24 protein-coding genes and 2 tRNA genes are annotated in these 23949 nt (G+C 70.1%); 11 read left to right on the forward strand and 15 right to left on the reverse strand.

Translation table 11 applies throughout. The annotated features are described in order from the left end of the window. Window positions 1–2: 2 nt before the first annotated feature. From AC3RJ7_RS15510 to pknB, 5 genes are all read left to right on the forward strand, one after another. Entirely contained in the window at window positions 3–1235 is a 1233-nt protein-coding gene (locus AC3RJ7_RS15510; RefSeq protein ID WP_491456748.1) for a PP2C family protein-serine/threonine phosphatase, read from the forward strand. Window positions 1236–1332: 97 nt separating this feature from the next. Next, complete coding sequence (locus AC3RJ7_RS15515) at window positions 1333–2664, forward strand: FtsW/RodA/SpoVE family cell cycle protein (RefSeq protein WP_491456973.1); 1332 nt, start codon at window positions 1333–1335, stop codon at window positions 2662–2664. After that, complete coding sequence (locus tag AC3RJ7_RS15520; RefSeq protein ID WP_491456749.1) at window positions 2664–4118, forward strand: peptidoglycan D,D-transpeptidase FtsI family protein; 1455 nt, start codon at window positions 2664–2666, stop codon at window positions 4116–4118. Before AC3RJ7_RS15515 ends, AC3RJ7_RS15520 begins: the two co-directional genes overlap by 1 nt. Next, complete coding sequence (locus AC3RJ7_RS15525; protein WP_491456750.1) at window positions 4115–5842, forward strand: protein kinase domain-containing protein; 1728 nt, start codon at window positions 4115–4117, stop codon at window positions 5840–5842. The genes AC3RJ7_RS15520 and AC3RJ7_RS15525 overlap by 4 nt, the downstream gene beginning before the upstream one ends. Before the next feature lie 67 nt (window positions 5843–5909). Then, window positions 5910–7604: a Stk1 family PASTA domain-containing Ser/Thr kinase gene (gene pknB / locus AC3RJ7_RS15530; protein WP_491456751.1), complete on the forward strand. Its 1695-nt coding sequence runs from the start codon at window positions 5910–5912 to the stop codon at window positions 7602–7604. Window positions 7605–7667: 63 nt separating this feature from the next. Here pknB and AC3RJ7_RS15535 read toward each other — a convergent pair whose 3' ends face one another. Genes AC3RJ7_RS15535 through AC3RJ7_RS15545 form a run of 3 tightly spaced genes read right to left on the reverse strand, consistent with a single transcriptional unit; the run spans window position 7668 to window position 9270 of the window. Then, window positions 7668–8309, reverse strand: a complete 642-nt coding sequence (locus AC3RJ7_RS15535; RefSeq protein ID WP_491456752.1) for an anthranilate synthase component II — start codon at window positions 8307–8309, stop codon at window positions 7668–7670. Then, window positions 8306–8479 (reverse strand): hypothetical protein, encoded by a 174-nt coding sequence (locus AC3RJ7_RS15540; protein WP_491456979.1) that lies wholly within the window; start codon window positions 8477–8479, stop codon window positions 8306–8308. Before AC3RJ7_RS15540 ends, AC3RJ7_RS15535 begins: the two co-directional genes overlap by 4 nt. Then, window positions 8467–9270, reverse strand: a complete 804-nt coding sequence (locus tag AC3RJ7_RS15545; RefSeq protein ID WP_491456753.1) for a class E sortase — start codon at window positions 9268–9270, stop codon at window positions 8467–8469. The genes AC3RJ7_RS15540 and AC3RJ7_RS15545 overlap by 13 nt, the downstream gene beginning before the upstream one ends. A 71-nt stretch (window positions 9271–9341) precedes the next feature. Here AC3RJ7_RS15545 and AC3RJ7_RS15550 point away from each other — a divergent pair, with 71 nt between their 5' ends. Next, window positions 9342–9584, forward strand: a complete 243-nt coding sequence (locus AC3RJ7_RS15550; protein WP_491425019.1) for a cell division protein CrgA — start codon at window positions 9342–9344, stop codon at window positions 9582–9584. A gap of 245 nt (window positions 9585–9829) precedes the next feature. Here AC3RJ7_RS15550 and AC3RJ7_RS15555 read toward each other — a convergent pair whose 3' ends face one another. Continuing rightward, window positions 9830–10687: a rhomboid family intramembrane serine protease gene (locus AC3RJ7_RS15555; RefSeq protein ID WP_491456754.1), complete on the reverse strand. Its 858-nt coding sequence runs from the start codon at window positions 10685–10687 to the stop codon at window positions 9830–9832. 7 nt (window positions 10688–10694) lie between these two features. Continuing rightward, entirely contained in the window at window positions 10695–11240 is a 546-nt protein-coding gene (locus tag AC3RJ7_RS15560; RefSeq protein ID WP_491456755.1) for a peptidylprolyl isomerase, read from the reverse strand. A 134-nt stretch (window positions 11241–11374) separates the two neighbouring features. Here AC3RJ7_RS15560 and AC3RJ7_RS15565 point away from each other — a divergent pair, with 134 nt between their 5' ends. Continuing rightward, a complete protein-coding gene (locus AC3RJ7_RS15565) occupies window positions 11375–11887 on the forward strand; it encodes a hypothetical protein (protein WP_491456756.1) in 513 nt (170 codons plus the stop codon). A gap of 94 nt (window positions 11888–11981) precedes the next feature. On the opposite strand, the gene AC3RJ7_RS15570 is transcribed toward AC3RJ7_RS15565, so the two are convergent. From AC3RJ7_RS15570 to AC3RJ7_RS15590, 5 genes are read right to left on the reverse strand one after another with little or no spacing between them, the layout of a single operon-like run. Next, complete coding sequence (locus AC3RJ7_RS15570; RefSeq protein ID WP_491456757.1) at window positions 11982–13688, reverse strand: dipeptide ABC transporter ATP-binding protein; 1707 nt, start codon at window positions 13686–13688, stop codon at window positions 11982–11984. Continuing rightward, window positions 13685–14551: an ABC transporter permease gene (locus tag AC3RJ7_RS15575; RefSeq protein WP_491456758.1), complete on the reverse strand. Its 867-nt coding sequence runs from the start codon at window positions 14549–14551 to the stop codon at window positions 13685–13687. The genes AC3RJ7_RS15570 and AC3RJ7_RS15575 overlap by 4 nt, the downstream gene beginning before the upstream one ends. Then, on the reverse strand, window positions 14548–15582 hold the full coding sequence (locus AC3RJ7_RS15580; protein ID WP_491456759.1) for an ABC transporter permease: 1035 nt from the start codon (window positions 15580–15582) through the stop codon (window positions 14548–14550). The genes AC3RJ7_RS15575 and AC3RJ7_RS15580 overlap by 4 nt, the downstream gene beginning before the upstream one ends. Then, window positions 15569–17236 carry an ABC transporter substrate-binding protein gene (locus AC3RJ7_RS15585; protein WP_491456760.1) on the reverse strand — a complete coding sequence of 556 codons (1668 nt, stop codon included), beginning with the start codon at window positions 17234–17236 and terminating at the stop codon, window positions 15569–15571. The genes AC3RJ7_RS15580 and AC3RJ7_RS15585 overlap by 14 nt, the downstream gene beginning before the upstream one ends. Window positions 17237–17255: 19 nt before the next feature. Further along, complete coding sequence (locus AC3RJ7_RS15590; protein WP_491456761.1) at window positions 17256–18965, reverse strand: amidohydrolase; 1710 nt, start codon at window positions 18963–18965, stop codon at window positions 17256–17258. A 194-nt stretch (window positions 18966–19159) separates the two neighbouring features. Between AC3RJ7_RS15590 and AC3RJ7_RS15595 the strand changes: the two genes are divergently transcribed. From AC3RJ7_RS15595 to AC3RJ7_RS15610, 4 genes are all read left to right on the forward strand, one after another. Beyond that, window positions 19160–19861, forward strand: a complete 702-nt coding sequence (locus AC3RJ7_RS15595) for a TetR/AcrR family transcriptional regulator (protein WP_491456762.1) — start codon at window positions 19160–19162, stop codon at window positions 19859–19861. Between the two features lie 496 nt (window positions 19862–20357). Continuing rightward, window positions 20358–20603 (forward strand): hypothetical protein, encoded by a 246-nt coding sequence (locus AC3RJ7_RS15600; RefSeq protein ID WP_491456763.1) that lies wholly within the window; start codon window positions 20358–20360, stop codon window positions 20601–20603. Between the two features lie 13 nt (window positions 20604–20616). Beyond that, window positions 20617–20802, forward strand: a complete 186-nt coding sequence (locus AC3RJ7_RS15605; RefSeq protein ID WP_491456764.1) for a hypothetical protein — start codon at window positions 20617–20619, stop codon at window positions 20800–20802. Window positions 20803–20909: 107 nt separating this feature from the next. Then, window positions 20910–22265 (forward strand): carboxylesterase family protein, encoded by a 1356-nt coding sequence (locus AC3RJ7_RS15610; protein WP_491456765.1) that lies wholly within the window; start codon window positions 20910–20912, stop codon window positions 22263–22265. Between the two features lie 31 nt (window positions 22266–22296). On the opposite strand, the gene AC3RJ7_RS15615 is transcribed toward AC3RJ7_RS15610, so the two are convergent. The 5 genes from AC3RJ7_RS15615 to AC3RJ7_RS15635 all read right to left on the reverse strand — a co-directional run bounded on the left by AC3RJ7_RS15615 (window position 22297) and on the right by AC3RJ7_RS15635 (window position 23948). Beyond that, a complete protein-coding gene (locus AC3RJ7_RS15615; RefSeq protein ID WP_491456766.1) occupies window positions 22297–22740 on the reverse strand; it encodes an NUDIX hydrolase in 444 nt (147 codons plus the stop codon). Window positions 22741–22779: 39 nt separating this feature from the next. Continuing rightward, window positions 22780–23169: a hypothetical protein gene (locus AC3RJ7_RS15620; protein WP_491456767.1), complete on the reverse strand. Its 390-nt coding sequence runs from the start codon at window positions 23167–23169 to the stop codon at window positions 22780–22782. Between the two features lie 121 nt (window positions 23170–23290). Then, window positions 23291–23363, reverse strand: a tRNA-Ala gene (locus AC3RJ7_RS15625). A 42-nt stretch (window positions 23364–23405) separates the two neighbouring features. Then, window positions 23406–23479 (reverse strand) — tRNA-Ile (locus AC3RJ7_RS15630). A gap of 64 nt (window positions 23480–23543) precedes the next feature. Beyond that, on the reverse strand, window positions 23544–23948 hold the full coding sequence (locus AC3RJ7_RS15635; RefSeq protein ID WP_491456768.1) for a DUF3566 domain-containing protein: 405 nt from the start codon (window positions 23946–23948) through the stop codon (window positions 23544–23546). Window position 23949: the final 1 nt, after the last annotated feature.

Genomic DNA, 23949 nt, shown 5'->3' on the forward strand with positions numbered 1-23949 from the left:
CGATGCCGGCGGTCAAGGCGAGCGCAGCGGTCTCGCATGTCGGGCGCATCCGCTCGAACAACCAGGACTCCGGCTACGCCGGTCGCCGGTTGTTCCTGGTCGCCGACGGCATGGGCGGCCACGCCGGCGGCGACGTCGCGAGCGCGATCGCCACCCGACGGATCGCCGACGCCGACACCGACTACGACAGTGCTCCCGAGGCCGCCGCCGCCCTCGAGGGCGCCCTGATCGCCGCGAACCGCCGCCTCGCCGAGACCGTGTCGGAGCATTCCGAGCTCACCGGCATGGGCACGACCGTGAGCGCGATGCTGCACCTCGGCGACCGGGTCGTCATCTCGCACATCGGCGACTCGCGAATCTACCTGCTGCGCTCCGGCGAGCTCAGCCAGATCTCGACCGACCACACGTTCGTCCAGCGACTCGTCGACGCCGGCCGCATCACCGCCGAGGAGGCGATGGTGCACCCCCGTCGCTCGGTGCTCATGCGCGTGCTCGGCGACGTCGAGGCGTCGCCCGAGATCGACCAGATGGTCCTCGACACTCGCGAGGGCGACCGCTGGATGCTCTGCTCCGACGGCCTCTCGGGCGTCGTCTCGTTCGACGACATCCACGAGCTCATGTCGACCGAGGCGGGCGCCAAGCAGGTCGCCGACCGCCTCGTCAAGGCGTCGCTCGACGGCGGCGCCCCCGACAACGTCACCGTCGTCGTCGTCGACGTCGGCGAGCCCGCCGCTCCGGCGACGCCGCCGCTCATCGTCGGCTCCGCCGCCGCCCCGCTCGCGTTCGGCGCCGCGGCCGAACCGGTCAAGCCCCGAGGCATCCGCCTCACGCCCTTCCGACCGCACCCCGTGCAGGAGACGCACTTCGAGCCCGACTCGGCGGACTACTTCGACGAGCTCATCGAAGAGGACGAGCGTCGCCGTCGGCGCCGTCGCTGGGTGTGGGGCATCTGGATCGGCCTCCTCGTCGCCGCGATCGTCACGGCGTTCGTGCTCGGCTACCAGTGGACCCAGACGCGCTTCTACGTCGGCGAGTCCAACGGCAGGGTGGCGATCTACCAGGGCATCCAGCAGAACCTCGGGCCGATCTCGCTGCACGAGCTGCACCGGGAGACCGACATCGACGTCTCGGAGCTGCGCACCTACGACCAGCAGCGCGTCGAGCAGACCATCAGCGCCGGCTCGCTCGCCGAGGCGGCCCAGATCGTGGAGCGATTGGAGGCGTCCCTTGACTGACCGCTCCGACCTCCCCCCGCAGGGCATCGTGACGTCCGGCGACGGCGGCACGACGTCGAGGCCGGCCACGCCGCCGAGCGGCGTCCGCCGCATCCGGATGCCTCAGCGCCTGCGCAATCTCGAGTTCTGGCTGCTCGCCGTGGCCTGCGTGATCAACGCCTCGGCCATCGTGCTCGTGCAGCTCGGCGCGCTCGGCCGCATCGACACGCAGCTCGTGCTGCTCGGTGCGGGACTCTCGCTCCTCGTCTTCGGCCTGCACTTCGCGATGCGGTTCGTCGCGCGCGACGCCGACCCGTTCCTCCTGCCCATCGCGACCGTCCTGAACGGCCTCGGCATCGCGATGATCTACCGCATCGACATCGCGAACGACGAGGCGGGCTGGGAGAGCGCGGCGGTGCGCCAGATCGCGTGGAGCGCGATCGCCATCATCTCCGCGATCGTCGTCATCGTCGTGATCCGCAATCACCGGGTGCTGTTCAAGTACATGTACCTGTCGGGGCTCGCGGCGATCGTCCTGCTGCTCCTGCCGCTCATCCCTGGCCTCGGCCGCGAGGTCTACGGCGCTCGCGTGTGGATCGGCATCGGCGACATCGCGACGTTCCAGCCGGGTGAGATCGCGAAGATCGCGCTCGCGGTCTTCTTCGCGGGCTACCTCGTGCGCAACCGCGACTCGCTGTCGATGGTGGGCACCACGTTCCTCGGCATGCGGTTCCCCCGGGCGCGCGACCTCGGCCCGCTGCTCGTCGTCTGGGCGCTGTCGATGGCGGTCATCGTGTTCCAGCGCGACCTCGGCACGGCGCTCCTCTACTTCGGGCTCTTCCTCGTGATGCTCTACGTCGCGACGAGCCGCATCTCGTGGGTCGTGCTCGGCCTCTCGCTGTTCCTCGCGGGCGCGATCATCGCGAGCCAGACCCTCGACTACGTCGGCAACCGCTTCGCGAACTGGCTCGACCCGTTCGCCGACGAGCGGTTCAGCGCGGAGATCGGCGGCAGCTACCAGCTCGTTCAGGGCCTCTTCGGGCTCGCGAACGGGGGGCTCATCGGCACCGGCTGGGGCCAGGGCCGCCCCGACATCACGCCGGTCGCGCAGAGCGACTACATCATGGCGTCGCTCGGTGAGGAGCTCGGCCTGGCCGGGGTCTTCGCGATCCTCTCGCTGTACCTGCTCTTCGTCGCGCGCGGGTTCCGCATCGGGTTCGCGGGCCAGGACGACTTCGGCAAGCTGCTCGGCGTCGGCCTCGCCTTCGTCGTCGCCCTGCAGGTCTTCATCGTCGTCGGCGGCGTGACGCGAGTCATCCCCCTCACCGGCCTCACGACGCCGTTCCTCGCGGCCGGCGGTTCGTCGCTCGTCGCGAACTGGATGATCGTGGCGCTGCTGCTGCGGCTGTCCGATACCGTGCGCAACCACCCGAGGCTGGTGATCGACTGATGAACCGCGAACTCAAGCGGGTCTCGGTGCTCGCCCTCGCCATGTTCCTGACGCTGCTCGTCGCCACGACGATCATCCAGTTCGTGCAGGCCGACGCGCTGGCCGCCGACTCGCGCAACTCGCGCACGCTCTACGAGAGCTACTCGGTCGAGCGCGGCCCGATCCTCGTCAACGGCGACCCGATCGCCTTCTCGGAGCCGTCGAACGACTTCTACCGGTTCCAGCGGGTGTACTCGAACGGCCCGCTGTACGCGCCCGTGACCGGATACATCCCGGTCAACGGCGAGGCGACCGGCCTCGAGCGCTCGCTCAACGACTACCTGAGCGGCCAGTCGTCGAGCCAGTTCTTCGACCAGTTGAACCGCCTCATCTCCGGCCAGGACCCGATGGGCGCCTCGGTCGAGGTCGCGATCGACCCGGTCGCCCAGCAGGCGGCGTGGGACGCGCTCGGCGACTACACGGGCGCCGTCATCGTCACGGAGCCGTCGACCGGCCGCATCCTCGCGATGGTCACGAAGCCCACGTACGACCCCAACGCCCTCGCCGTGCACGACGGGGAGCAGGTGCTCGAGACCTACAACGCGCTCGTCGAAGACCCGAGCGACCCGCTGTACAACCGGGCGACCGGCGGCGACATGAACCCGCCCGGTTCGGTGTTCAAGCTCGTCGTGACGGCGGCCGCACTCGAATCGGGCAGGTACACGCCCGAGTCGACGTTCCCCAACCCCGGCGAGTTCACCCTCCCCGGCTCCTCGTCGGTCGTCCGCAACTCCGGCGGCGGCACGTGCGGCCCCGGCGCGACCGTGACGCTCGCCGACGCACTTCGACTCTCCTGCAACATCCCGTTCGCCGAACTGGGCATCGAGCTCGGCGACAACGCGATCCGCGACCAGGCCCAGAAGTTCGGCTTCGACGACGAGTTCCTCATCCCGACCGCGACCGAGCCGAGCGTGTACCCCCAGGGACTCGACGACGCGCAGACGGCGCTCACCGCGTTCGGCCAGGGCGACGTGCGGGCGACCCCCATGCAGATGGCGATGGTGTCGGCCGCGATCGCGAACGGCGGCATCGTCATGAACCCCAACCTCGTCGACCAGATCACGGCCCCGGACTTCCGTCCGCTGCAGGAGTTCCAGGCGACGGAGTACGGCCGCGCGATCAGCGAGGAGACGGCCCGCACCATGGTGCAGATGATGGTCAACGGCGTCGAGAACGGTGCCGCGAGTAATGCAAGAATAGACGGCGTCAGCGTGGCCGGTAAGACCGGAACAGCGGAGAACGGCGAGGATGACCCGTATACCTTGTGGTTCACCGGCTTTGCCCCCGCCGACGACCCTCAGTATGCGATCACGGTGCTCGTGGAAGACGGTGGGGGGCTGGGCCAGGAGGGGTACGGCAATCTGATTGCCGCACCGATTGCGAAGCAGGTACTAGAGGCGGTGCTGAACAAATGAGACCGAGCGCAGGGCTCACCTTCGGGGGGCGCTACGAACTGCAATCCCGCATTGCGATCGGCGGGATGGGCGAGGTGTGGCAGGCCACCGACCTCGTGATCGGCCGACAGGTCGCGATCAAGATCCTGAAGGACGAGTACCTCGGCGACCCCGGGTTCCTCGAGCGCTTCCGCGCCGAGGCCCGCCACGCCGCGCTCGTGAACCACGAGGGCATCGCCAACGTCTTCGACTACGGAGAAGAAGAGGGCAGCGCCTACCTGGTCATGGAGCTCGTGCCCGGCGAGGCGCTGTCGACCATCCTCGAGCGCGAGCACGTGCTGTCGACCGACAAGGTCCTCGACATCGTCGCGCAGACCGCCGCCGCCCTCCAGGCCGCGCACGCGGCCGGCCTCGTGCACCGCGACATCAAGCCCGGCAACCTGCTCATCACGCCCGACGGGCGCGTGAAGATCACCGACTTCGGCATCGCCCGCATCGCCGACCAGGTGCCGCTCACCGCGACCGGACAGGTCATGGGCACGGTGCAGTACCTGTCGCCCGAGCAGGCGTCGGGCCACCCGGCGTCGCCGACGACCGACATCTACTCGCTCGGCATCGTCGCCTACGAGGCGCTGGCGGGCCGCCGCCCGTTCACGGGCGAGTCGCAGGTCGCCATCGCGATGGCGCAGATCAACGAGACGCCGCCCGACCTGCCCGTCACCGTCTCGGAGCCGGTGCGCAACCTCGTCTACTCGAGCATCGCGAAGAACCCGGCCGACCGTCCCCAGTCGGCGGCGCACCTCGCCCGCGCGGCGACCGCGCTTCGCCGCGGCGACGTGCAGGGCGCTGCGGCGGCCGTCCCCGCGGTGCTCGGCGCCGCGGGCCTGACCGCGGCCACGATGCTCATGCCGCAGGCCGGCGCCACCGCCGCGACGACCGTGCTGCCGACCGCGACCCCCGACGGCGAACCCGGCGAGGGCGACGAAGACGGCGAGAAGAAGAAGCGCAGCCCGTGGACGTGGCCGCTCATCGCGCTCATCGCGCTGCTCGCGATCGTGCTCATCGGCACGATCATCGCGCTCGCGCTCAACTCGGGCCAGAAGGATCCGGTGAAGTCGTCGTCGAAGCCGCCCTCGACGGCACCGACGTCGGCACCGCCGACCTCGGCACCGCCAACGAGCGAGGCCCCGACGACCGCGCAGATCAACGCCGCCGACTTCATCGGCCTGTCGGTCGACGAGGCGCGGGCGAAGCTGTCCGACCTCGACATGGTCGCGAACGCGGTCGAGGGCAACGCGGCGACCGACCCCGACCTCGTCGGCACGGTCTACGACGTCAACCCGACGGGCCCCGTGCCGATCAACAGCGAGATCACGATCACGTACTACGCCGCCGTCGAGCAGCCCGCAGCGCCCACGGCGCCGCGGGTGCCCGCCACGGTCAACGCCGGTGACGACTTCACGGTCTCGTGGAGCCGTGCGCAGTGCCCCGCAGGCCAGACGCTGTCGGGCTACTCGCTGACCATCGACGGCCCGGCCGCGGCGAACCAGCTGCAGTTCGACTCGAACACGACCGAGGCGACGATGACGGCCGACGCCGACGCGGCCGACGGCGCGACGATCGACATCACCTACATGTACTTCTGCGGTCAGACGAGCTCGCCGGTGTCGCCGGCCGGCACGGCGACCGTCGAGGCCGCACCGGTGGTGCCCGAGCCCGGCGGAGACGACGACGGCGGCCAGTGACGCCGGCCCGAGGCATCCAGCACACCGAGAGACGACGGTCCGAAGCGACTGAAGGGAGCCGCACACCGTGAGCGATGAAGGACGCGTCCTCGCCGGACGTTACCGCGTGGGCGCCCTCATCGGCCGTGGCGGCATGTCCGACGTGCACGTCGGCACCGACACGAGGCTCGGTCGCCAGGTCGCCGTCAAGCTGCTGAAGCCCCAGCTCGCGACCGACCCCGCGTTCCGCATGCGGTTCCGTCAGGAGGCGCAGTCGGCGGCGCGCATGGCGCACCCGACGATCGTGCGGGTCTTCGACGCCGGAGAAGAGACCGTCGTCGACGCCTCGGGTCACGAGGTGCAGCTGCCGTTCATCGTCATGGAGTACGTCGAGGGGCGCCTGCTCAAGGACATCATCCACGACGGGCCCCTCGAGCCGACCGCCGCCGTTCGCGTCATCGACGGCGTGCTGACCGCGCTCGAGTACTCGCACCGGGCCGGAGTCGTGCACCGCGACATCAAGCCGGGCAACATCATGATCACCACGACCGGCCAGGTCAAGGTCATGGACTTCGGCATCGCGCGCGCCGTCTCGGACTCGTCGACGACGGTCGCGCAGACGACGGCCATCCTCGGCACCGCCTCGTACTTCTCGCCCGAGCAGGCGAAGGGCGAGACCGTCGACGCGCGCACCGACCTGTACTCGACGGGCGTCGTGCTCTTCGAGCTGCTCACCGGGCGCCCGCCGTTCCGCGGCGACACCCCTGTGGCGGTCGCGTACCAGCACGTGAGCGAGCGCCCGGTGAAGCCGAGCGTCATCAACCCCAAGGTCTCGCCGGCGCTCGACACGGTCGTGATGCGGGCCCTCGCGAAGAACCGCGACCAGCGGTACCAGACGGCGGTCGAGTTCCGCGCCGACGTCGACACCGCGGCATCCGGTCGGGTGCCCGTGCACCGCGAACCCGACCAGGCGACCATGCTCTTCGGTGCACCGACCGCCTCGCTGTCGAGCTCGGAGCTCGCCCTGCGCCAGCTCGCCGAGGATGAGACGATGTCGCGCACCCAGCGCCGCCCCCCGGCGATCTGGATCTGGTCGGGCATCGTCGGCGTCGTCGTGATCGTCATCGCGGTCATGTACTGGGCGTTCAACCTGCAGCCGACCGACGACATCCCGTCGAGTGCGCGCGAGGTGCCGACGCTCACCGGCATGACGTACGAACAGGCGGTGGAGGAGCTGCAGAAGCTCGGGCTGCCCGCGACCGAGGTCCAGCAGACCGACGACGCCGTCCCGGCCGACGAGGTCATCGGCACCGACCCCGCAGCCGGTGAGATCGTCAACGCCGGCCAGGCGATCACGGTCTACGTCTCGACCGGCCGCGAAGCCGTGACGGTGCCCGACACCGTCAACATGCCGCTGGCCGACGCGAAGAAGGCGCTCGAGGACGCGGGGCTGAAACCGGGCAAGGAGACGCGCGTCAACTCGCCGACCGTCCCGGCGGACATCGTCATCTCGACGAGTCCCGCAGGCGGCGAGGCGGTCGAGCAGGGTTCGACGGTCGAGTTCACGCTGTCGAACGGCAAGGTCGAGATGGTCGACGTCATCGGGGTCTCGCTCGACGCCGCGATCGGCCTGCTCACCGCCGACGACCGCCAGCTGAACGTGACGCCGGTGCAGGACACCTCGTGCCCCACGGAGCCGGGTTCGCCCGTGACGAACCAGTCGCTCGCGCCGGGCGAGGTGCCCCAGGGATCTGAGGTCGAGCTGACCTACTGCGCGGGCTGAGCCGACGCCTCGCCGCGAGTCGCGCCCCGCGAGTCGCGCCTTGCGGGGCGCGACCGCATCGCGTCAGGCGCTCGCGCGCACCAGCGGGCTGAGGTGCTCGGCGCGCTCGCGCGCCTCGGGCAGGCCGGCCACGGCGAGCCAGTTGCCGAGCATGCGATAGCCGCCCTCGGTGAGCACCGACTCGGGATGGAACTGGACGCCGAAGATCGGCGCCTCGACGTGGCGCAGTCCCATGATCACGCCGCCCTGGGTGCGGCTCGTGACGACGAGCGACGGCGGCAGCGTGCCGTCGACGACCGCGAGCGAGTGGTACCGGGTCGCGGTGAAGGGCTGCGGGACCCCCTCGTAGAACGAGCTGCCGTCGTGCTCGATGCGGGAGGTCTTGCCGTGCATGAGCTCTTCCGCGTTCGTGACGACGCCGCCGAACGCCTCGGCGATGGCCTGATGCCCCAGGCAGACGCCGAGGATCGGCTGGCCGCTCGCGAGCGCCGCCTCGACCACAGGGATCGAGACGCCCGCGTCCGACGGCTTGCCGGGCCCCGGCGAGACGAGCACGCCGTCGTACTCGGCGATGCGCGCAGCCACGTCGGCGACGTCGATGTCGTCGTTCCGCACGACCTCGGTCTCGGCACCGAGCTCCCGCAGGTAGCCGTTGAGCGTGTAGACGAAGCTGTCGTAGTTGTCGATGACGAGGATGCGGGTCATTCTTCCACCGTGACGTTGATCGGATTGAGGATCGAGTCGACCCAGGGGAACACCCACGTGAAGAGTGCGTAGACGACGGCGGCCGCGAGCAGCAGCAGCAGGATGATGCGCAGCCACACGGGGCCGGGCAGGATGCGCCAGAGCGCGCCGTACATGCTCAGTTCCCCCATTCGGCGACGACCGAGGCGATCTCGGCCGGCGGGTTGTCGGCACCGGGCTGCCACGACTCGAGCACGCCGTAGGCGATGATCCGCTCGGCGGTCGAGTAGAGCGGGTTGCAGCTCGTGAGCGTGATGATGCGGTCGGTCGGCGTCAGTTCAGGGTGGTGCGGGACGGGGGCGAGCACCTGCGTCGTCGCCGGCGTGACGTACTCGAAGTCGCGGAACCGGTACGTGTACCAGCCGTCCTTCGTCTGGACGTAGATCGCGTCGCCGAGCTGCAGCTGCTCGATCTCGTGCATGCCGCCGCCGTACGCGCTGCGGTGCGACGCGATCGCGAAGTTGCCGACCTCTCCCGGCATCTGCGTGCCCGGGTAGTGGCCGATGCCGAGATCGTAGCTGTTGAGGACGTCGAGGCCGTAGCCCTGCGCGACGTTGCGCACCGAGTCGTGCGTGCCCGGGCTGTCGAACCGCGGCACGTACATGACGGCGAAGGCCTCGCCGTTGCCGTACTCGGTCGTGTCGACGACGGGCTCACCCGGGTCGGGCGTCGCCGGCGGCGGCGCGTCGCCGCGTTCGGCCTTCGAGGCCTCGGCCCACTCGGCGCTCTGCTCGCCCGCCGCCTGCGACTGCTGGGAGTTCATGATCGCGTCGTTCCACCACAGCTGCCAGCCGAGGAACAGCAGGATCAGCACGCCCGCGGTGAGCAGCAGTTCGCCGAGCACGCCGATCACGCTGACGCGGCGCCGTTCGCGCGGAGCGCGTCGCGCGGCGCGCCGGCCGTCGGGCTGCGAGTCGGACATACCGGCGATTCTATTCCGCTCGGACGGGAGCGCGCTGCGAGCGTGCAGCCGCCTCGACTAGAATCGCCCGCATGGCACGTACGAAATCATCGAAGCCGGCGCGCGCTGAAGCCGCGGCGAACGGCGAGGAGGCGCCGAACCCCGTGTGGTTCAAGCCCGTCATGTTCGGCTTCATGCTGCTCGGGCTCGCCTGGATCATCGTGTTCTACGTCAGCCAGGGTCGTTACCCGATCGCCGACCTCGGTTCGTGGAACATCCTCATCGGCTTCGGCATCGCCTTCATCGGCTTCCTCATGACCACCCGCTGGCGCTGACGCCGGCTCTCTTCGACCGAGAAGGGCGGATGCCTCGGGCATCCGCCCTTCTGCATGCCCGGCGCGGTCCTCGGCCTGTTTCCCACATGCCGTCCACCAGTCATCCTCAGCCCCATCCACAGGTTTCCCACGGTTATCCACAGATGTGGAGATCCCGGAATCCCGCGCGTCCACTGAAGTGCCGACAATTACACGGGTGTAACTCTCAACAACTGTGGAGAGGTTGTGGATAACTTCGCGGCGGGTCAGGCGAGGGGGAAGAAGAGGTAGCGGGCGCTCAGGAGCAGCAGCACGATGCCGAACGCCACGAGGAGCCAGGTCTGGAGCGCCTGCTGCGACCGCTTGCGCGTCTCCACGAAGATGAAGCCGATCACGGCGCCGCCGATGAGCCCGCCGAGGTGGGCCTGCCAGGCGATGTTGAAGCCCGGCACGAAGCCGATGACGAGGTTGACGCCCAGCAGGATGAACAGCTGCGTCGTCTGGCCGCCGAGGCGGCGCTGGATGACCAGGAACGCGCCCATGAGGCCGAAGATCGCGCCCGAGGCTCCCACGACCGAGGTGTTGGGGTCGGCGAGCCAGACGACGCCGACGGAACCCGCGAGACCCGACAGCAGGTACAGCGCGAGGAAGCGCCATCGGCCGAGCAGACCCTCGAGCAGCTGGCCGAAGATCCACAGCGTGTACATGTTGAGCAGCACGTGGAAGATCAGCGCGGTGGAGTGCACGAACATCGTCGTGAACAACCGCCACGGCTGGAAGGCGATGTCGCTCACCGCGAGCGGCGTGAAGTAGAGCCAGTTCGTCACCCCGAGCCCCGGGATGAGCTGCAGCACGTAGACGACCAACGTGATGCCGATGAGGGAATACGTCACGACCGGCGCCCCGCGGCCGGCCGCGGCGCGAGCGCGCGTGAGCACGGCCGGCTTGGTGCGGGGCGCGCTCGCGCGCTGCTCGCGCATGCACTCGGGGCAGATGACGCCGACGGCGCCCTGCGTCATGCACTCGGGGCAGATGGTGCGACCGCAGCGCTGGCACAGCACGAAGCTCTGCCGATCGGGATGCCGATAGCAGAAGTTCGACCGGTCGGCCGCTGGGTCGCCCACCGCCGGATCAGACCTGCTCGACGGTGATGTTCTCGATCACGACGTCTTCGAGCGGCTTGTCGCGGCCGTCGGTGGCGACGGAGGCGAGCTTGTCGACGACGGCCTGGCTGGCCGGGTCGGTCACCTTGCCGAAGATGGTGTGCTTGCCCTGGAGCCAGGTGGTCGGCCCGACGGTGATGAAGAACTGCGAGCCGTTGGTGCCGCCGCCCGTGATGCGGTCGCGGCCGGCGTTCGCCATGGCGAGCACGTAGGGCTCGGTGAAGTCGAGCTCGGGGTTGATCTCGTCGTCGAACTGGTAGCCGGGGCCGCCGACGCCCTGGCCGAGCGGGTCGCCGCCCTGGATCATGAAGCCGGGGATGATGCGGTGGAAGATGACCCCGTCGTACAGCGGGTCGGTGGTCTTCTGACCGGTTGCGGGGTGCGTCCACTCGATCTCGCCCGTGGCGAGGCCGACGAAGTTCTTGACGGTCTTCGGGGCGTGGTCGCCGTAGAGGTCGACCTTGATGGGGCCGTGGTTGGTGTTGATCGTCGCGACGGCGGTGTGAATCGACATGGTGATCATTCTCGCACGCACCACCCCCTTGCGAATTCGGCTCGCGGCATGAAGGAATGAGACTCCCACCTCGCTTACAGCCGGTTCGGTGGCAAGATGGGAAGCAGTCCGCTGTACTGACGATGGAGGTCGAGATGAGCCTGTCACGCAAGCGCCGGAAGGAACTCAAGCGACTGCGCAGCAGTGCGGAGGAGCTCTGGGGGAACCAGCAGGACGTGCTCGAGCACGCGAATGCCGTCGCTCGCGAGGCCAGCCGACAGCTCGGGCACCTGACCCGCGAAGAGGTCGTGCCCCGGGTTCGCACCGGGTACGAGAGCTACGTGCGCCCCGGCGTCGAGACGGCCGGACGGTACGCGCGCTCGGCCGGCGACAGCGCCCAGCGCGGCCTCGGCACGGCCCTCGGCTCGATCCTCGCGATCGGCGACATCGCGAACGACACCCGAGTGCGCCGTGCGCTCGAGCGGGTGTCGCCGCGGGCGACCGTCGTCGTCGAGGAGAAGAAGGGCCCGGGCATCGGGGGATGGCTCGCGATCGGCGCCGGAGTGGTGGCCGCCGCAGGCGTCGCCTACGCGGTCTGGCAGACCTTCCGCGCCGACGACGAGCTCTGGGTCGCCGACGACGAGCCGGGCCCCACGAGCCAGGCCTGAGCCGCACGGCCTGCCGACACGACGAAACGGCCCCGCTCCTGCGGGGCCGTTTCGCGTTCCGTCGGGCAGGTCGCCGAGGCGACCCGCCGGTGACCTAGGCGGATGCCTCGGCCGCCCGCGACTCGGGCGCCCATTCGGGACGGGGCACCGAGTCGATCAGCAGCTGCGTGTACGGGTGCTGCGGGGCGGAGAGCAGCTCGGCGGTGTCGCCGTGCTCGACGATCTCGCCGTACCGCATGACGACCGTCTCATCGCAGACGCGGCGCACGACGGCGAGGTCGTGGCTGATGAACAGCAGCGTGAGGCCGCGCTCCTCGCGGATGCGGGCGACGAGGTCGAGCACCTGCGCCTGCACCGACACGTCGAGCGCGCTCGTCGCCTCGTCCATCACGAGCACGTCGGGCTCGATCGCGAGGGCCCGCGCGATCGCGACGCGCTGGCGCTGGCCGCCGGAGAGCGTGCGCGGGCGCGCCTGCGCGTGCTGGGCGCCGAGGCCGACCTGTTCGAGCAGCTCCACCACCCGAACCCGGGCCGCGGTCGTCGAGAGGTCGGTGTGCAGCCGCAGGGCGTCCTCGATGGCGCGTCCCGCGGTGATCCGCGGGTCGAGCGAGAGGTACGGGTCCTGGAAGACCATCTGCACGCTGCGGGCGTGCGAGATGCGCTCCTGCCGCGACTTCGGCGCGACGGTGCGGTCGCGGCCGGCGACCCTGATCTCGCCGGTGTCCGGCTCCTCCAGCCCCACGATCATGCGCGCGAGCGTCGACTTTCCGGAGCCCGACTCGCCGACGACCGCGAGGGCGCGACCGCGGGAGACCCGAAGGTCGGTCGCGGCGACGGCGTGCACGGGCGGCTTGCCGCGCAGGTGATAGGTCTTCGAGACGCCGCGCACGTCGAGCATGGGCTCGTCGCCCGTCCCGGCGGCGGCCGAGCGGGGGGCGGATGCCTCGCCGGCGTGCCCCCGCGCGGCGTCGACGTCCGGGGCCGCCGGCGCCGAGGCATCCACGATCTCGAGCATCGGTGCCGCAGGGCCGGTGACCGTCGGGGTCGCCGCGACCAGCCGCCTGGTGTAGTCGGCGGTGGGGGCGCTGAAGATCCGGCGGGCGTCGCCCGTCTCCTCGACGCGGCCCTTGCTCATGACGACGACGCGGTCGCAGATCGAGGCCGCGAGGTGGAGGTCGTGCGTGATGAACAGCATGCCCATGCCGCGGCTCGCGCGCTGCTCGACGAGCACGCGGATGATCTCGGCCTGGGTCGTCACGTCGAGCGCCGTCGTCGGCTCGTCGCAGACGAGGAGCTTCGGGGAGCTCGTGAGCGCCCCGGCGATCATCACCCGCTGGAGCATGCCGCCCGAGAACTCGTGCGGGTACTGCTTGAGGTGGTCCTCGGGTCGGGGCAGGCGCACGGCCGTGAGCAACTCGATCGCGCGCGACCTCGCCTCCGACTCGGACCTGCCCTCGCAGAGGCGCAGCGTCTCGGTCATGTGGTCGCCGATGGTGCGCATCGGGTTGATGCCGGCGCGAGGATCCTGGAAGATCATCGCCGCCGCGTGGCGGCGCACGTCGAGCACGTCGCGCTTGCCCGCGGCGACCAGGTCGTGGCCGTCGACGAGCACGCGACCGCCGAGGGTCGACCCGTCGGGGGTCAGGCCGAGCACCGTGCGCGCCGTGAGCGACTTGCCGGAACCCGACTCGCCCACGAGGCCGACGGTCTCGCCGGCCTCGACGGCGAGCGAGATGCCGTCGAGCAGGCGGGTGCCGTTCGGCAGGTCGAGCGTCAGGTCGGAGATGTCGAGCAGGCTCATGCGGGGATCTCGCCTCCGATGCGGTCGGAGAGCTCTTCTCCGATGATGTTGAAGGCCACGACGACGAGCACGACGCAGATCGCGGGCTCGAGCGCGGGCAGGAAGTGGCCGCCGACGATGCCCGCCTGGGCCTCGTTGATCATCGCGCCCCAGTCGGGCGTCGGCGGCTGCACGCCGAGGCCGAGGAACGACAGGCCGGCGAGCTCGGCGAGCACGTAGCCGAAGTTGAGCGTCGACTGCGCGCCCACGATCGGGGTCACGTTCGGCAGCACCCGGCGCAGTGCGATCCACGGGCCGCTGAAGCCCTGCACGCGGTAGGCCGCGACGTAGGGTCGGGTGCGCTCGGCCTTGATGAGCGCCCTCGTGAGGCGTGCGACGAACGGGGCGTACGCGATGCACATCGCGATCACCGGGGCGATGAGGCCCTTGCCGAAGAGCGCGACCGCCATGATCGCGAGCAGCAGCGACGGGAACGCGAACAGCACGTCGAAGACGCGGCCGAGCACGGCGTCGATCCAGCCGCCGCGCCATCCCGCCAGGAGACCCAGCAGCATGCCGATGACGGTCGAGCCGATGACGACGAGCAGCGGGCCGAGGAGCGCCGTGCGCGCGCCGTAGATGAGCCGGCTGAGCAGGTCGCGGCCGAGGCCGTCGGTGCCGAGCCAGTGCTCGGGGCTCGGCGGCGCGTACACCGCGGCGAAGTCGAGCGCGTCGGGCGGGTACGGCGCGATGAAGGGCGCGAAGATCGCGGCGAGCGTCATCACGGCGACGATGCCGACGGCGATGCCGAAGGTCGCGTTCGCCGGCTTCAGCCGCGGCGCCCGCATCACCTCCACGGCGAGGGTGTTGTTCGAGACGGTCATCGTGCACTTGCTCCTGCCGCGGCTCGCGGGTCGATGAGGGGTTCGGCGATGTCGATGATCGCGTTGACGACCACGAAGGTGGTGACGACGAGCATCACGATCGCCTGGACGACCGGGAAGTCGAGGCGGTCGACCGACGCGACGAGCAGCGAGCCGATGCCGGCGATGCCGAATGCGGCCTCGACGATCGTCGAGGCGACGATGAGACCGGCGACGAGGATGCCGCTCACGGTGAGGATCGGACCGAGCGCGTTGCGGAACACGTGCCGGCGGATGACGGTGCCGCGCTTGAGGCCGCGGCTGGTCGCGACCTCGACGTGCTCGCGGCCGAGCTGCTCGACCATCGACGAGCGGGTGACCTTGCCGACGAGCACGACGAACACGATCGCGAGCGCGATCGAGGGCAGCACGAGGTGGTAGACCGTGTCGGCGAAGCCCTCGCCGGACCCGAAGGTGGGGAACCAGCCGAGCTGCACCGCGAACACGGCGATGAGCACGATCGAACCCACGAACGACGGGATGGCGCTCAGGACCGTCAGACCGATGAGGGTCGCCCGATCGAGCACCCTGCCCCTGTTGAGCGAGGCGACGATGCCCGCGCTGAGGCCGACGATCGCGATGAGGATGCCCGACATCACGACGAGCATGAGCGTGACGGGGAGACGTTCGCCGATCACGGTCGAGACGTCCTGGCGGTACTGGAGCGAACGGCCCCAATCGCCCTGCAGCGCCCCGAACAACCAGTTCAGGTACTGCTGCCACGGCGGGAGGTCGAGGCCGTACTGCTCGGTGACCTGTGCGATGGCCTCGGCGCTCGGCTTGCGGCCGCGCAGGAGGAAGCTCACCGGATCGCCGGGCACGAGGAAGCGCGAGAAGAACACGAGCAACGACGCGAGGAAGAGGGTCAGCGCGAGGCTGCCGAGCTTGCCCGCGATCCGCCGGACCGCGGCGGCCGTGTGGCCGCCGCGACCGGGGCGGGCGGCCGCCGCGCGCTGCGCGGCGACCGCCTTGGTGGAACTATCGAGCGCCAATGGTCGCCGCCCACGGGTAGTAGAGGAACGCGATCGACGGCGAGGCGCCGGTGATGCGGTCGTTCATGTACATCGTCATGGGGCCGGTGAACAGCGGGAGCCACGGGAGCTGCTCGTTCGCGATGTGCTGGAGCTGGCTCGTGAGCTTCGCGCGCTCCTCGGAATCGAACGTGCCGACGGCCTGCGTCGCGATCTCGTCGAACTCGGGGTCGGACCAGTTGCCGTAGTTGCTGAACTCGCCCGTGCGCAGCACACCGTACATCTCGAGCGGGTCGGGGCTCGAGAGGTACCAGACCGTGTAGAACATGTCGATGCCCTCGCGAGCGGTCGGGTCGCTGAACAGCGCCGTGTAGGCGTTCGGCGTGACGGTCTCGATCTTCGCGTCGAGGCCGATCGAGTTGGCGGCCGCGACGGTCGCCTGCGAGATCACGGAGAAGTCGTTGCCGATGGGCGCGGTCGCGAAGACGAGCTCCTCACCGGTCGCGCCGGCCTCCTCGACGAGCTTCTTCGCCGCCTCGAGGTCGTTCGGGTACTCCTCGAGTCCGCTGAACGCCTCCTCGCGGGTGGCATCGGTCGCGCCGGTCCACACGGATTCGGTCGTCAGTGCGTTCGTGACCTCGCCGTAGCCCTTCAGCGCGGCATCCAGGATTCCCTGCCGGTCGAGGGCCATGAGCAGCGCCTGGCGGACGCGCTGGTCGCCGAGCGGGCCGTCGAGGTTCGAGATGATGAGGCTCGACACGGCCGAGGTGAGGCCGAAGTACACGTCGCCGTCGCCCGAGCCGCGCAGCTGGTCGATCGCATCGACCGGGATCATGAAGCCGCCGTCGACGTCACCCGACTTGAGCGCGTTCGTGCGGGCGGTCGCGTCGTTCATGAAGACGATCTGCACCTCGCCCGACTTGGCCGCCAGCGAGTCGTCCCAGTAGTCGTCGTACCGGGTGAGCGTGACCGACTCCCCCGACTTCCACTCGGTGAGCTCGAACGGGCCGGTGCAGTTCACGAGGCCCGTGGAGTTGCCGTAGTCGGCGCCCTTCTCGGCGAGGGTCTTCGCCGACTCGATGACGCCGGCCGAGCCGCCGAGCCCCTGGTTGAACTGCGAGTCGGGGATCGTCGTCGTGACGGTGACCTCCATGTCGCCGGTCTGCTCGATCGAGGCGACGTTCTGGTAGACCGAGTACCACGACGACCCCACGGCGGGGTCGAGGTGGCGCTGCATCGAGGCGACGACGTCGGCGGCGGTGAGCGGGCTGCCGTCGTGGAACGTCACGCCCTCGCGGATCGTGTAGACCCACGTGAGGTCGCTCGTCTGCTCGTACGACTCCGCGAGCCCGGGCGAGAGCGTGTAGTCGGGGTTGAGGCGCAGCAGCGACTCGCACACGTTGGCGAGCACCTGGTTGTCGGCGTAGTCGAACGCGTAGGCGTAGTCGAGCGAGTACGGCTCGGCGTACGACGCCCAGGTGAACGAGTCGATGTCGCCCGACGGCGCGGGCGTCGTGTCGGTGATCTCCCAGTCGGCTGAGCCGGTGGGCCCGTCGTCGGACGGGTCGGTGGTGCAGCCGGTCAGGGCGATGAGCGCCGCGGCCGCGCCGGCGACGAGCGCGACACTGCGCCGTCCGGCTGGGGTTCGAGCGATTCTGGTTCGGTTCGGGGACATCGGGGTGGCCTCCTCGAGGTCAGGCGGTGAGGGTCGGTTCGGTGGACGGGGTGGTGCGCGGCAGGGCGTCGGTCGATCGGGTGTAGACCGGCTCGCCCTCGATCCACGTCGAGGCCACCGTCGTGCGGTGCAGCTCCTCGGCGGGAACGGTGAAGGGATCTGGTTCGAGCACGACGAGGTTCGCGAGGTAGCCCTCGCGGACGTACCCGGTGTCGTGATCGCGGTGGTTCACGTAGGCGGTGCCCGAGGTGTAGGCGGCCATCGCCGTCGCGAGCTCGAGGCGCTGATGGGCGCCGCCGAGCGGTTCCGCATCGACGTCGGGTGCGACGCGCGTCACCGCGATGTGGATCGCGGCCATCGGGTCGGCCGACGAGACCGGCCAGTCGCTGCCGGCGGCGAGGTGGGCGCCGTCGCGCACGAGGTCGCCGAACGGGTACTGGCGCGCCTCCTGGCCGTCCTGCAGGAACGGCAGGGTGAGGTCGTCGATCTGGTCCTCGTGCGTCGCCCACAGCATCTGCAGGTTCGCGACGGCGTCGAGCTCCGCGAAGCGGGGCGTCTCCGCCTCGGCGACGACCTGCAGGTGCGCGAGGTGGTGGCGGGCATCGCTCGGACCGTTCGCGGCGCGCGCGGCGGCGACCGCATCGAGTGCCTCGCGCACCGCGCGATCGCCGAGCGCGTGGAAGTGCACCTGCTGCCCCTGCGCGTCGAGCGCCGTGACGGCGTCGCGCAGCAGCCCGGGGTCGACGAACGAGATGCCGTGGTTGTGCGTGTCGTGACCGTGGCCGTCGCGGTAGGGCGTGAGCATCGCGGCGGTCTGGTTCTCGGCTACGCCGTCGACCATGATCTTGGTGGTGCCGAGCGCGAGCCTCTCGGGCCGGCCGAGGGCGGCGATCTCGTCGCGCCGGCGCACCATCTCGGCGACCTGCTCGAGACCGCCCGAGCGCTCCCACCACTGGGCGCCGACGACGTGCACCTTGAGCTCGCCCTCGTCGAGCGCGCGGCGGTACGCGGTGAGCCCGTCGGGGACGCCGGCGGCCCCGCCGGCGACCATCGCGTCCTGCCAGCCCGTGATGCCGAGCGCGATCAGCTCCTGCTGCGCCCGCAGCAGGCCGCGGTACACGAGCTCGTCGCTCGGTGCCGGCCGCACCTCGGCGAAGAACTCCATCGCGCCCTCGTGGAACGTGCCGGCGGGAGTGCCGTCGGCCTCCCGCTCGATGCGGCCGTCGTCGGGGTCGGACGTGGCGGCGTCGAGGCCGGCGAGGCGGATGGCGGCGGTGTTCGCCCAGGCGCTGTGGTGGTCGCGGCTCATGAGCAGCACCGGGCGATCGGGCAGGATCGCGTCGAGCAGGCCGCGCACGGGCGCGCCGCCGGGGAAGTGGTCCATCGACCAGCCGCCGCCGAGGATCCATGACTCGCCGGGGTTCGCGGCGGCGTAGGCGGCGACGGTCGCGACGGCCTCGTCGGCGTTCTCGGCCTCGGTGAGGTTGCACTGCAGCAGTTCGACACCGCCGCCGACCGGGTGGATGTGCGCGTCCTGGAAGCCGGGCGCGAGGAGCGCCCCGTCGAGCTCGACGATGCGCGTCGCGTCGCCGACGAGGGCGGATGCCTCGGTCTCGGGGACGATCGCGGTGACGCGATCGCCGGTCACGGCGACGGCGTGACCGCGGAGCGGCTCTCCCGTGCCGGTGAAGACGGATCCCCCGGTGAACAGTACGTCGGCAGCAGGCACTTCGCCCCTCGTTCCTCATCGAATGCGTCGGACGAGGTGACGATAGCCCGGCGGTTCCGCCGCTGTCAACACTGTTGACAGCGCCCTTGACCTGATTGTTATGCTGGCCGGGCTGCCACGCTCGCGAGGTCTTCGCGACACAGGGGTCGCGGGCGTGGCAGCATGAAGAGGCACCGCAGCCGAAGGGAGTCCAGATGCCGACGAGCACCACGCGACGGCGCGACACCTCCGGCTCGGCGGGCAAGACCCGCCTCGATCGCGAGACGATCATCGCGGCGGGCCTCGAGCTCGCCGCCACCGCGTCGACCTCGCTCTCGGTGCGGGAGCTCGGCGCCCACCTCGGCGCCGACCCGACGGCCATCTACCGGCACTTCCGGAACAAGGACCAGCTGATGCAGGCCCTGCTCGACGAGCTGACGCGACGCAGCGTCGAGTCGGTCACCGCCGATCGTGACGACTGGCGCGAGCGCCTCCGCCAGATGGCCGCCGCGACGCTCGACCAGTTCTCGAAGCACCCGCCGATCGGCGTCGAGGCGACCGTGCTCACGACCCACGGCACCGGCGAGCTCGACGCGATCGAGCTCATGCTCGACTGCTTCACGATCGCCGGCCTGAGCGGCGACGACCTCGTGCGCCACTACGCCCTGCTCGCGTCGCACGTGCTCTCGAGCGCCGCCGGCATCGCGCGCGCCCGCGGCGAGCAACGCGAGCACGGCGTTCCCGACGACGAACCGAGCCCGTGGTTCGACGGGCCGCTCCTGGCCGATCCGCGCCGCTACCCGCTGATCACCTCGATCAACACGCGGCTGCTCGACCTCGAGGATCGCGAGCTGTTCATGCTCGGCGTCGAGGCCGTCATCCAGTCGGCCGAACGCACCGTCGAAGCCCGCTCCTGACGCCGCTCCCCTCAGGGCCTGCACTGATTTCGAAGAAATCTGAGAAATCGCCTTGCGGTCGGCGTGAATTCCCCGCTAGTGTCTGATCTCGGTGCGAAACGCGCCGGAGACGAAGAGAGGAGTTGATCCCGATGATGAAGTACATCTTCACGCCAGCATTCACGGCCGGCCGCTCGACGATCCTCCTCGCCGCTCCGGCCTGCTAGTTCTCCGCCCCGGGCTTCGCCGATCGTTCTGATCCGCTGACGCCCAGCCACCCTCGAGGTGCGAGCCGCGGCAACCCCGCAGCATCCGTCATGCCCGACCTTCCGTCGGAGCGAGCGAACGGATGCCTCGCCTCCACCTCGACGGCACGCGGCCCAGCCGCGACTCACCCGGTGACCGGACCAGATGTCCGCCGTCGTCGCATCACCCCTCGACGTCGTCGCCGCTTCCGCGGCGACGCACTCCGCACCGACCGGTGCACCATCCAACACCCTTGAATGAAGGACACACCGTGAACACCAGTTCTCTCGCCCTCGGCCAGTCGCAGCGACAGGCCACCGACGTGCGCGTCCAGGCGCACCGACTCAACGAGCGCATCGCCCTGCGCGCCGGGCTCGCGCTCATCGCGTGGAGCCGCCGCCAGAGCGAGCGTCTCTCGCACGAGGCCGTGCTCCTGCGTCAGCAGAACACCCGCCTCGCGCACCGGGTCCGCGGCGGCGACGTCCAGCGCGTCGCCCTCGTCGCCCACCACCTGTGATCGGACACCTCGCATGTCCAGCACGATGATCACCACCACCGACGGCGCCGCCGCCATCGCGGCGGCGCCGTCCCCCCTCGCCCCCTCCCCCGCACGGGATACCTCGGCCGGATCCACCGGCTCCGCGACGCCGGCACGTCGCCGTCGGTTCGACCTCGGTCGGAACGACGACGTCGTGCCGGCGCCGCGCGCCGCCTGACCCCCGGACCCTCCCGGACTGGGGGTTCGGGGGCACCGGACGGGGCGTAGATTCCGTGCCATACGGGTCCGTTCACGACGGACCACGCGTGGAACGGAGCAGGCGACATGCGTCAGGCGACTCGATTCCCGACCCGAACGGCGACCGGTCTCGCGATCGCCGGCCTCGTGGCCGCGATGCTCGCACTGGGCGCCGCACCCGCCGACGCCCGGAGCTCGACCGAGCGATACCCCGTCGCCGATGCCTACGAGTACGTGAACTGGGACTGCGGGTACCCGATCGAGGTCGCAGGTTCGCTCACCGGCAACGTCGTCGAACGCCTCGACAGCCGCACCGGCTTCATCTACGCGACGTCGGTGCTCCACCTGAGCGAACGGTGGACCAACGCCGACGGCGAATGGTTCGACCTCACCGTGGACGAGGCCTTCGTGAACCTTCCGGTGGAAGACCTGGGCGACGGCCGCTACCTCGCCGCCTCGCAGGAGGCCGGGCAGCCGGTGGTCGTCACCGACTCGGACGGCCGGGTGGTCTCGCGCGATCGCGGAGGCATCCGGTTCTCGTACATCCTCGAACCCGCCGTCGACGGCTTCGAGTTCCTCGACGCCCGCGTCGCGGCCCCGCATCCCGCGTTCTTCGAGGACCTGTGCGGGATCGTCGCCCCGCTCGTCGGCACCGACTCCGCTTCGCGGCTCACCGAACATCCGCTCGGCTCGACCGACGCGGGCATGGGTTACGTCGAGTACCTCCCTCCCGACTACGACCCGGCCGCCGCCGGCAGCCCCCTGCTCATCGCGGCGAACGGCTACGGCGAGAACGGCGACGGCTCGGCCGAGCAGCTCGGCCTGCTGTACGGCACCGGCATCCCGCGCTTCATCGCCGTCGGCGGCTGGCCGTCGGAGCGCCCGTTCGTCGTCCTCGCGACCCAGCACATCGATGCGGGGTCGGCGGCCCCCTGCGACGAGTCCGCGCCGTGGCCCGGCTCATGCGCGATGCAGTGGCAGCACGACACGGACCACGTGGCGCCGACCGCGTGCACGACGCCCGGCGAGTTGCACGACTTCATCGCCTACGCGGTCGAGAACTATCACGTCGACCCGTCACGGGTGTACCTGACCGGGCTCTCGTGCGGCGGCTTCGGCGTGTGGGAGTACCTCGCAGCGTACGGCGACGAGCAGATCGCCGCCGCGGTGCCGGTCGCCGGCGAGGGCCGGCCGGCATGGGCGACCGCCGCCTGCGACCTCGGCGAGGTCGGCATCTGGGCGGTGCACGGCGAGCTCGACGACGTCGTCGATCCGCGCGGCAGCATCGAACCGATGACCGCGCTCCAGTCGTGCCCGGGAATCGACCCGGGGCTCGCGAAGCTCAGCGTCTACCCGGACCTCTTCCACGACGGGTGGGACCAGGCGTACAGCGGCAGCCTCGGCGACGACATCTACGGTTGGATGCTCGCGCAGGCGGGGTGATCCCCGGGGCGCGTGCGCACCGGGCGTTCGCTCACGCAGCAGGCGGGACGCCGTCGGCCGGTTCCGCCTCGTTCAGGCGGAGGGCGATGTCGACGAGGCTCACGCGCTTGAGGTGCACGACCTCATCGAGCGGCACCCACCGCGCCTCGTCGCTCGAGCCGCCGACCTCGTTGCGCAGTTCTCCGCCCGTGACGCTCCCCCGGTAGATCACGCGCATCGCATAGAGCGGCGCCGCGCCCGTGCGGCGCTTCGCCGCGGGGATGATCATCGTGTCGATGCCGAGCTGACGATCGATGGATGCCTCGTAGCCGGTCTCCTCCGCGACCTCCCGCCGAGCGGCGACGACCGGATGCTCGTCGCCCTCGATCCCGCCGCCCGGCAGCGTCCAGCCCGAGCGACCGTGCTCGTTCCAGTGCGAGAGCAGGATCTCGCCGTCGCGGATGATCACGGCGTACGCGGCGATGCGGATATCCATTCCGCAACACTACCCGCGCGCGCTGCGGGTCGAACCGGGTCAGCCCTGGATCATCGAGTCGTTCTGCACCGAGTCGTACGCGGAACGACCGATCGACGGGTCGCCCCCGAGCGCCTGGGCCTTCGCGACCTCGGGGGTCACGCTGGCCTGCGAGACGTTGCCGCGGTCGTCGATGTACTCCTGCTCGATGCTGCGCTTCGCCCGCTCGCGCTCCGCGAGCCCGCGGCCGCGCGCGATGACGTACACGAGGGCCGTGACGAACGGCACGAAGACGAGGAAGATCAGCCAGACGGCCTTCGCCCAGCCGGCGAGCTTCGGGTCGCGGAAGAGGTCGAGCACGATCGTCAGCAGGACGGCGAGATACGCGACGAAGACGAAGACGCCGAAGAGGCCGCTGAAGATGTTCCAGAAGTTCGTCCACATGTCCATCGTGGTGGGCCTTTCGCTGTGATCGAGGTACGCCGGGATCGCCGGTGCGTATGGCTCAAGATTAGCGGAACGGACCCGTTCGACGGAGCGGAAAGATCACGCGCTTCGAACGAAATGAGGGTGGAGCCTAGGAGAATCGAACTCCTGACATCCTGCTTGCAAAGCAGGCGCTCTACCAACTGAGCTAAGGCCCCTCGGCAGGTGCCCGAGGGCACCTGCGATGTGGAGTTTTGGAGTGGGGATACGAGGACTTGAACCTCGGACCTCTTCGTTATCAGCGAAGCGCTCTAACCGCCTGAGCTATATCCCCGAATTTCGGCCGAAGGACAGACTACCCGACTCCGGGCGAAAGTCCGAATCGAGCCGAACTCGGCTCAATTGTTGGTGAAGCCGACCAGGATTCCGCCCGTGATCTTGACGCTCAGGTTGTACAGCACGGCGAGGATCGCGCCGAGCGCGGTCGTCACCACGAGGTTCAGGAGCGAGGCCACGATCGCGAAGCCCATCACGTTGCCGAGCGACAGCACCGACGACAGGTCGCCGCCCGTGCCCGCCACGTCCTTCACGAGCTCGTTGAGCTTGTTGAAGACGTCGGTCGAGTTCAGCACCGTCCAGATGAGGAACGTCGCCACGATCGAGACGACGGCCAGGCACACCGCGACCAGGAACGACAGCTTCACCGCCGACCAGAAGTCGATGTAGACGAGCCGCAGGCGCACCTGCTTGGCCGGCGGGCGCTTGCTCGACTTCCGGGCCAGCTTCTCGGCGACGCTACTCATA

It is taken from the genome of Agromyces solani, assembly GCF_058349925.1.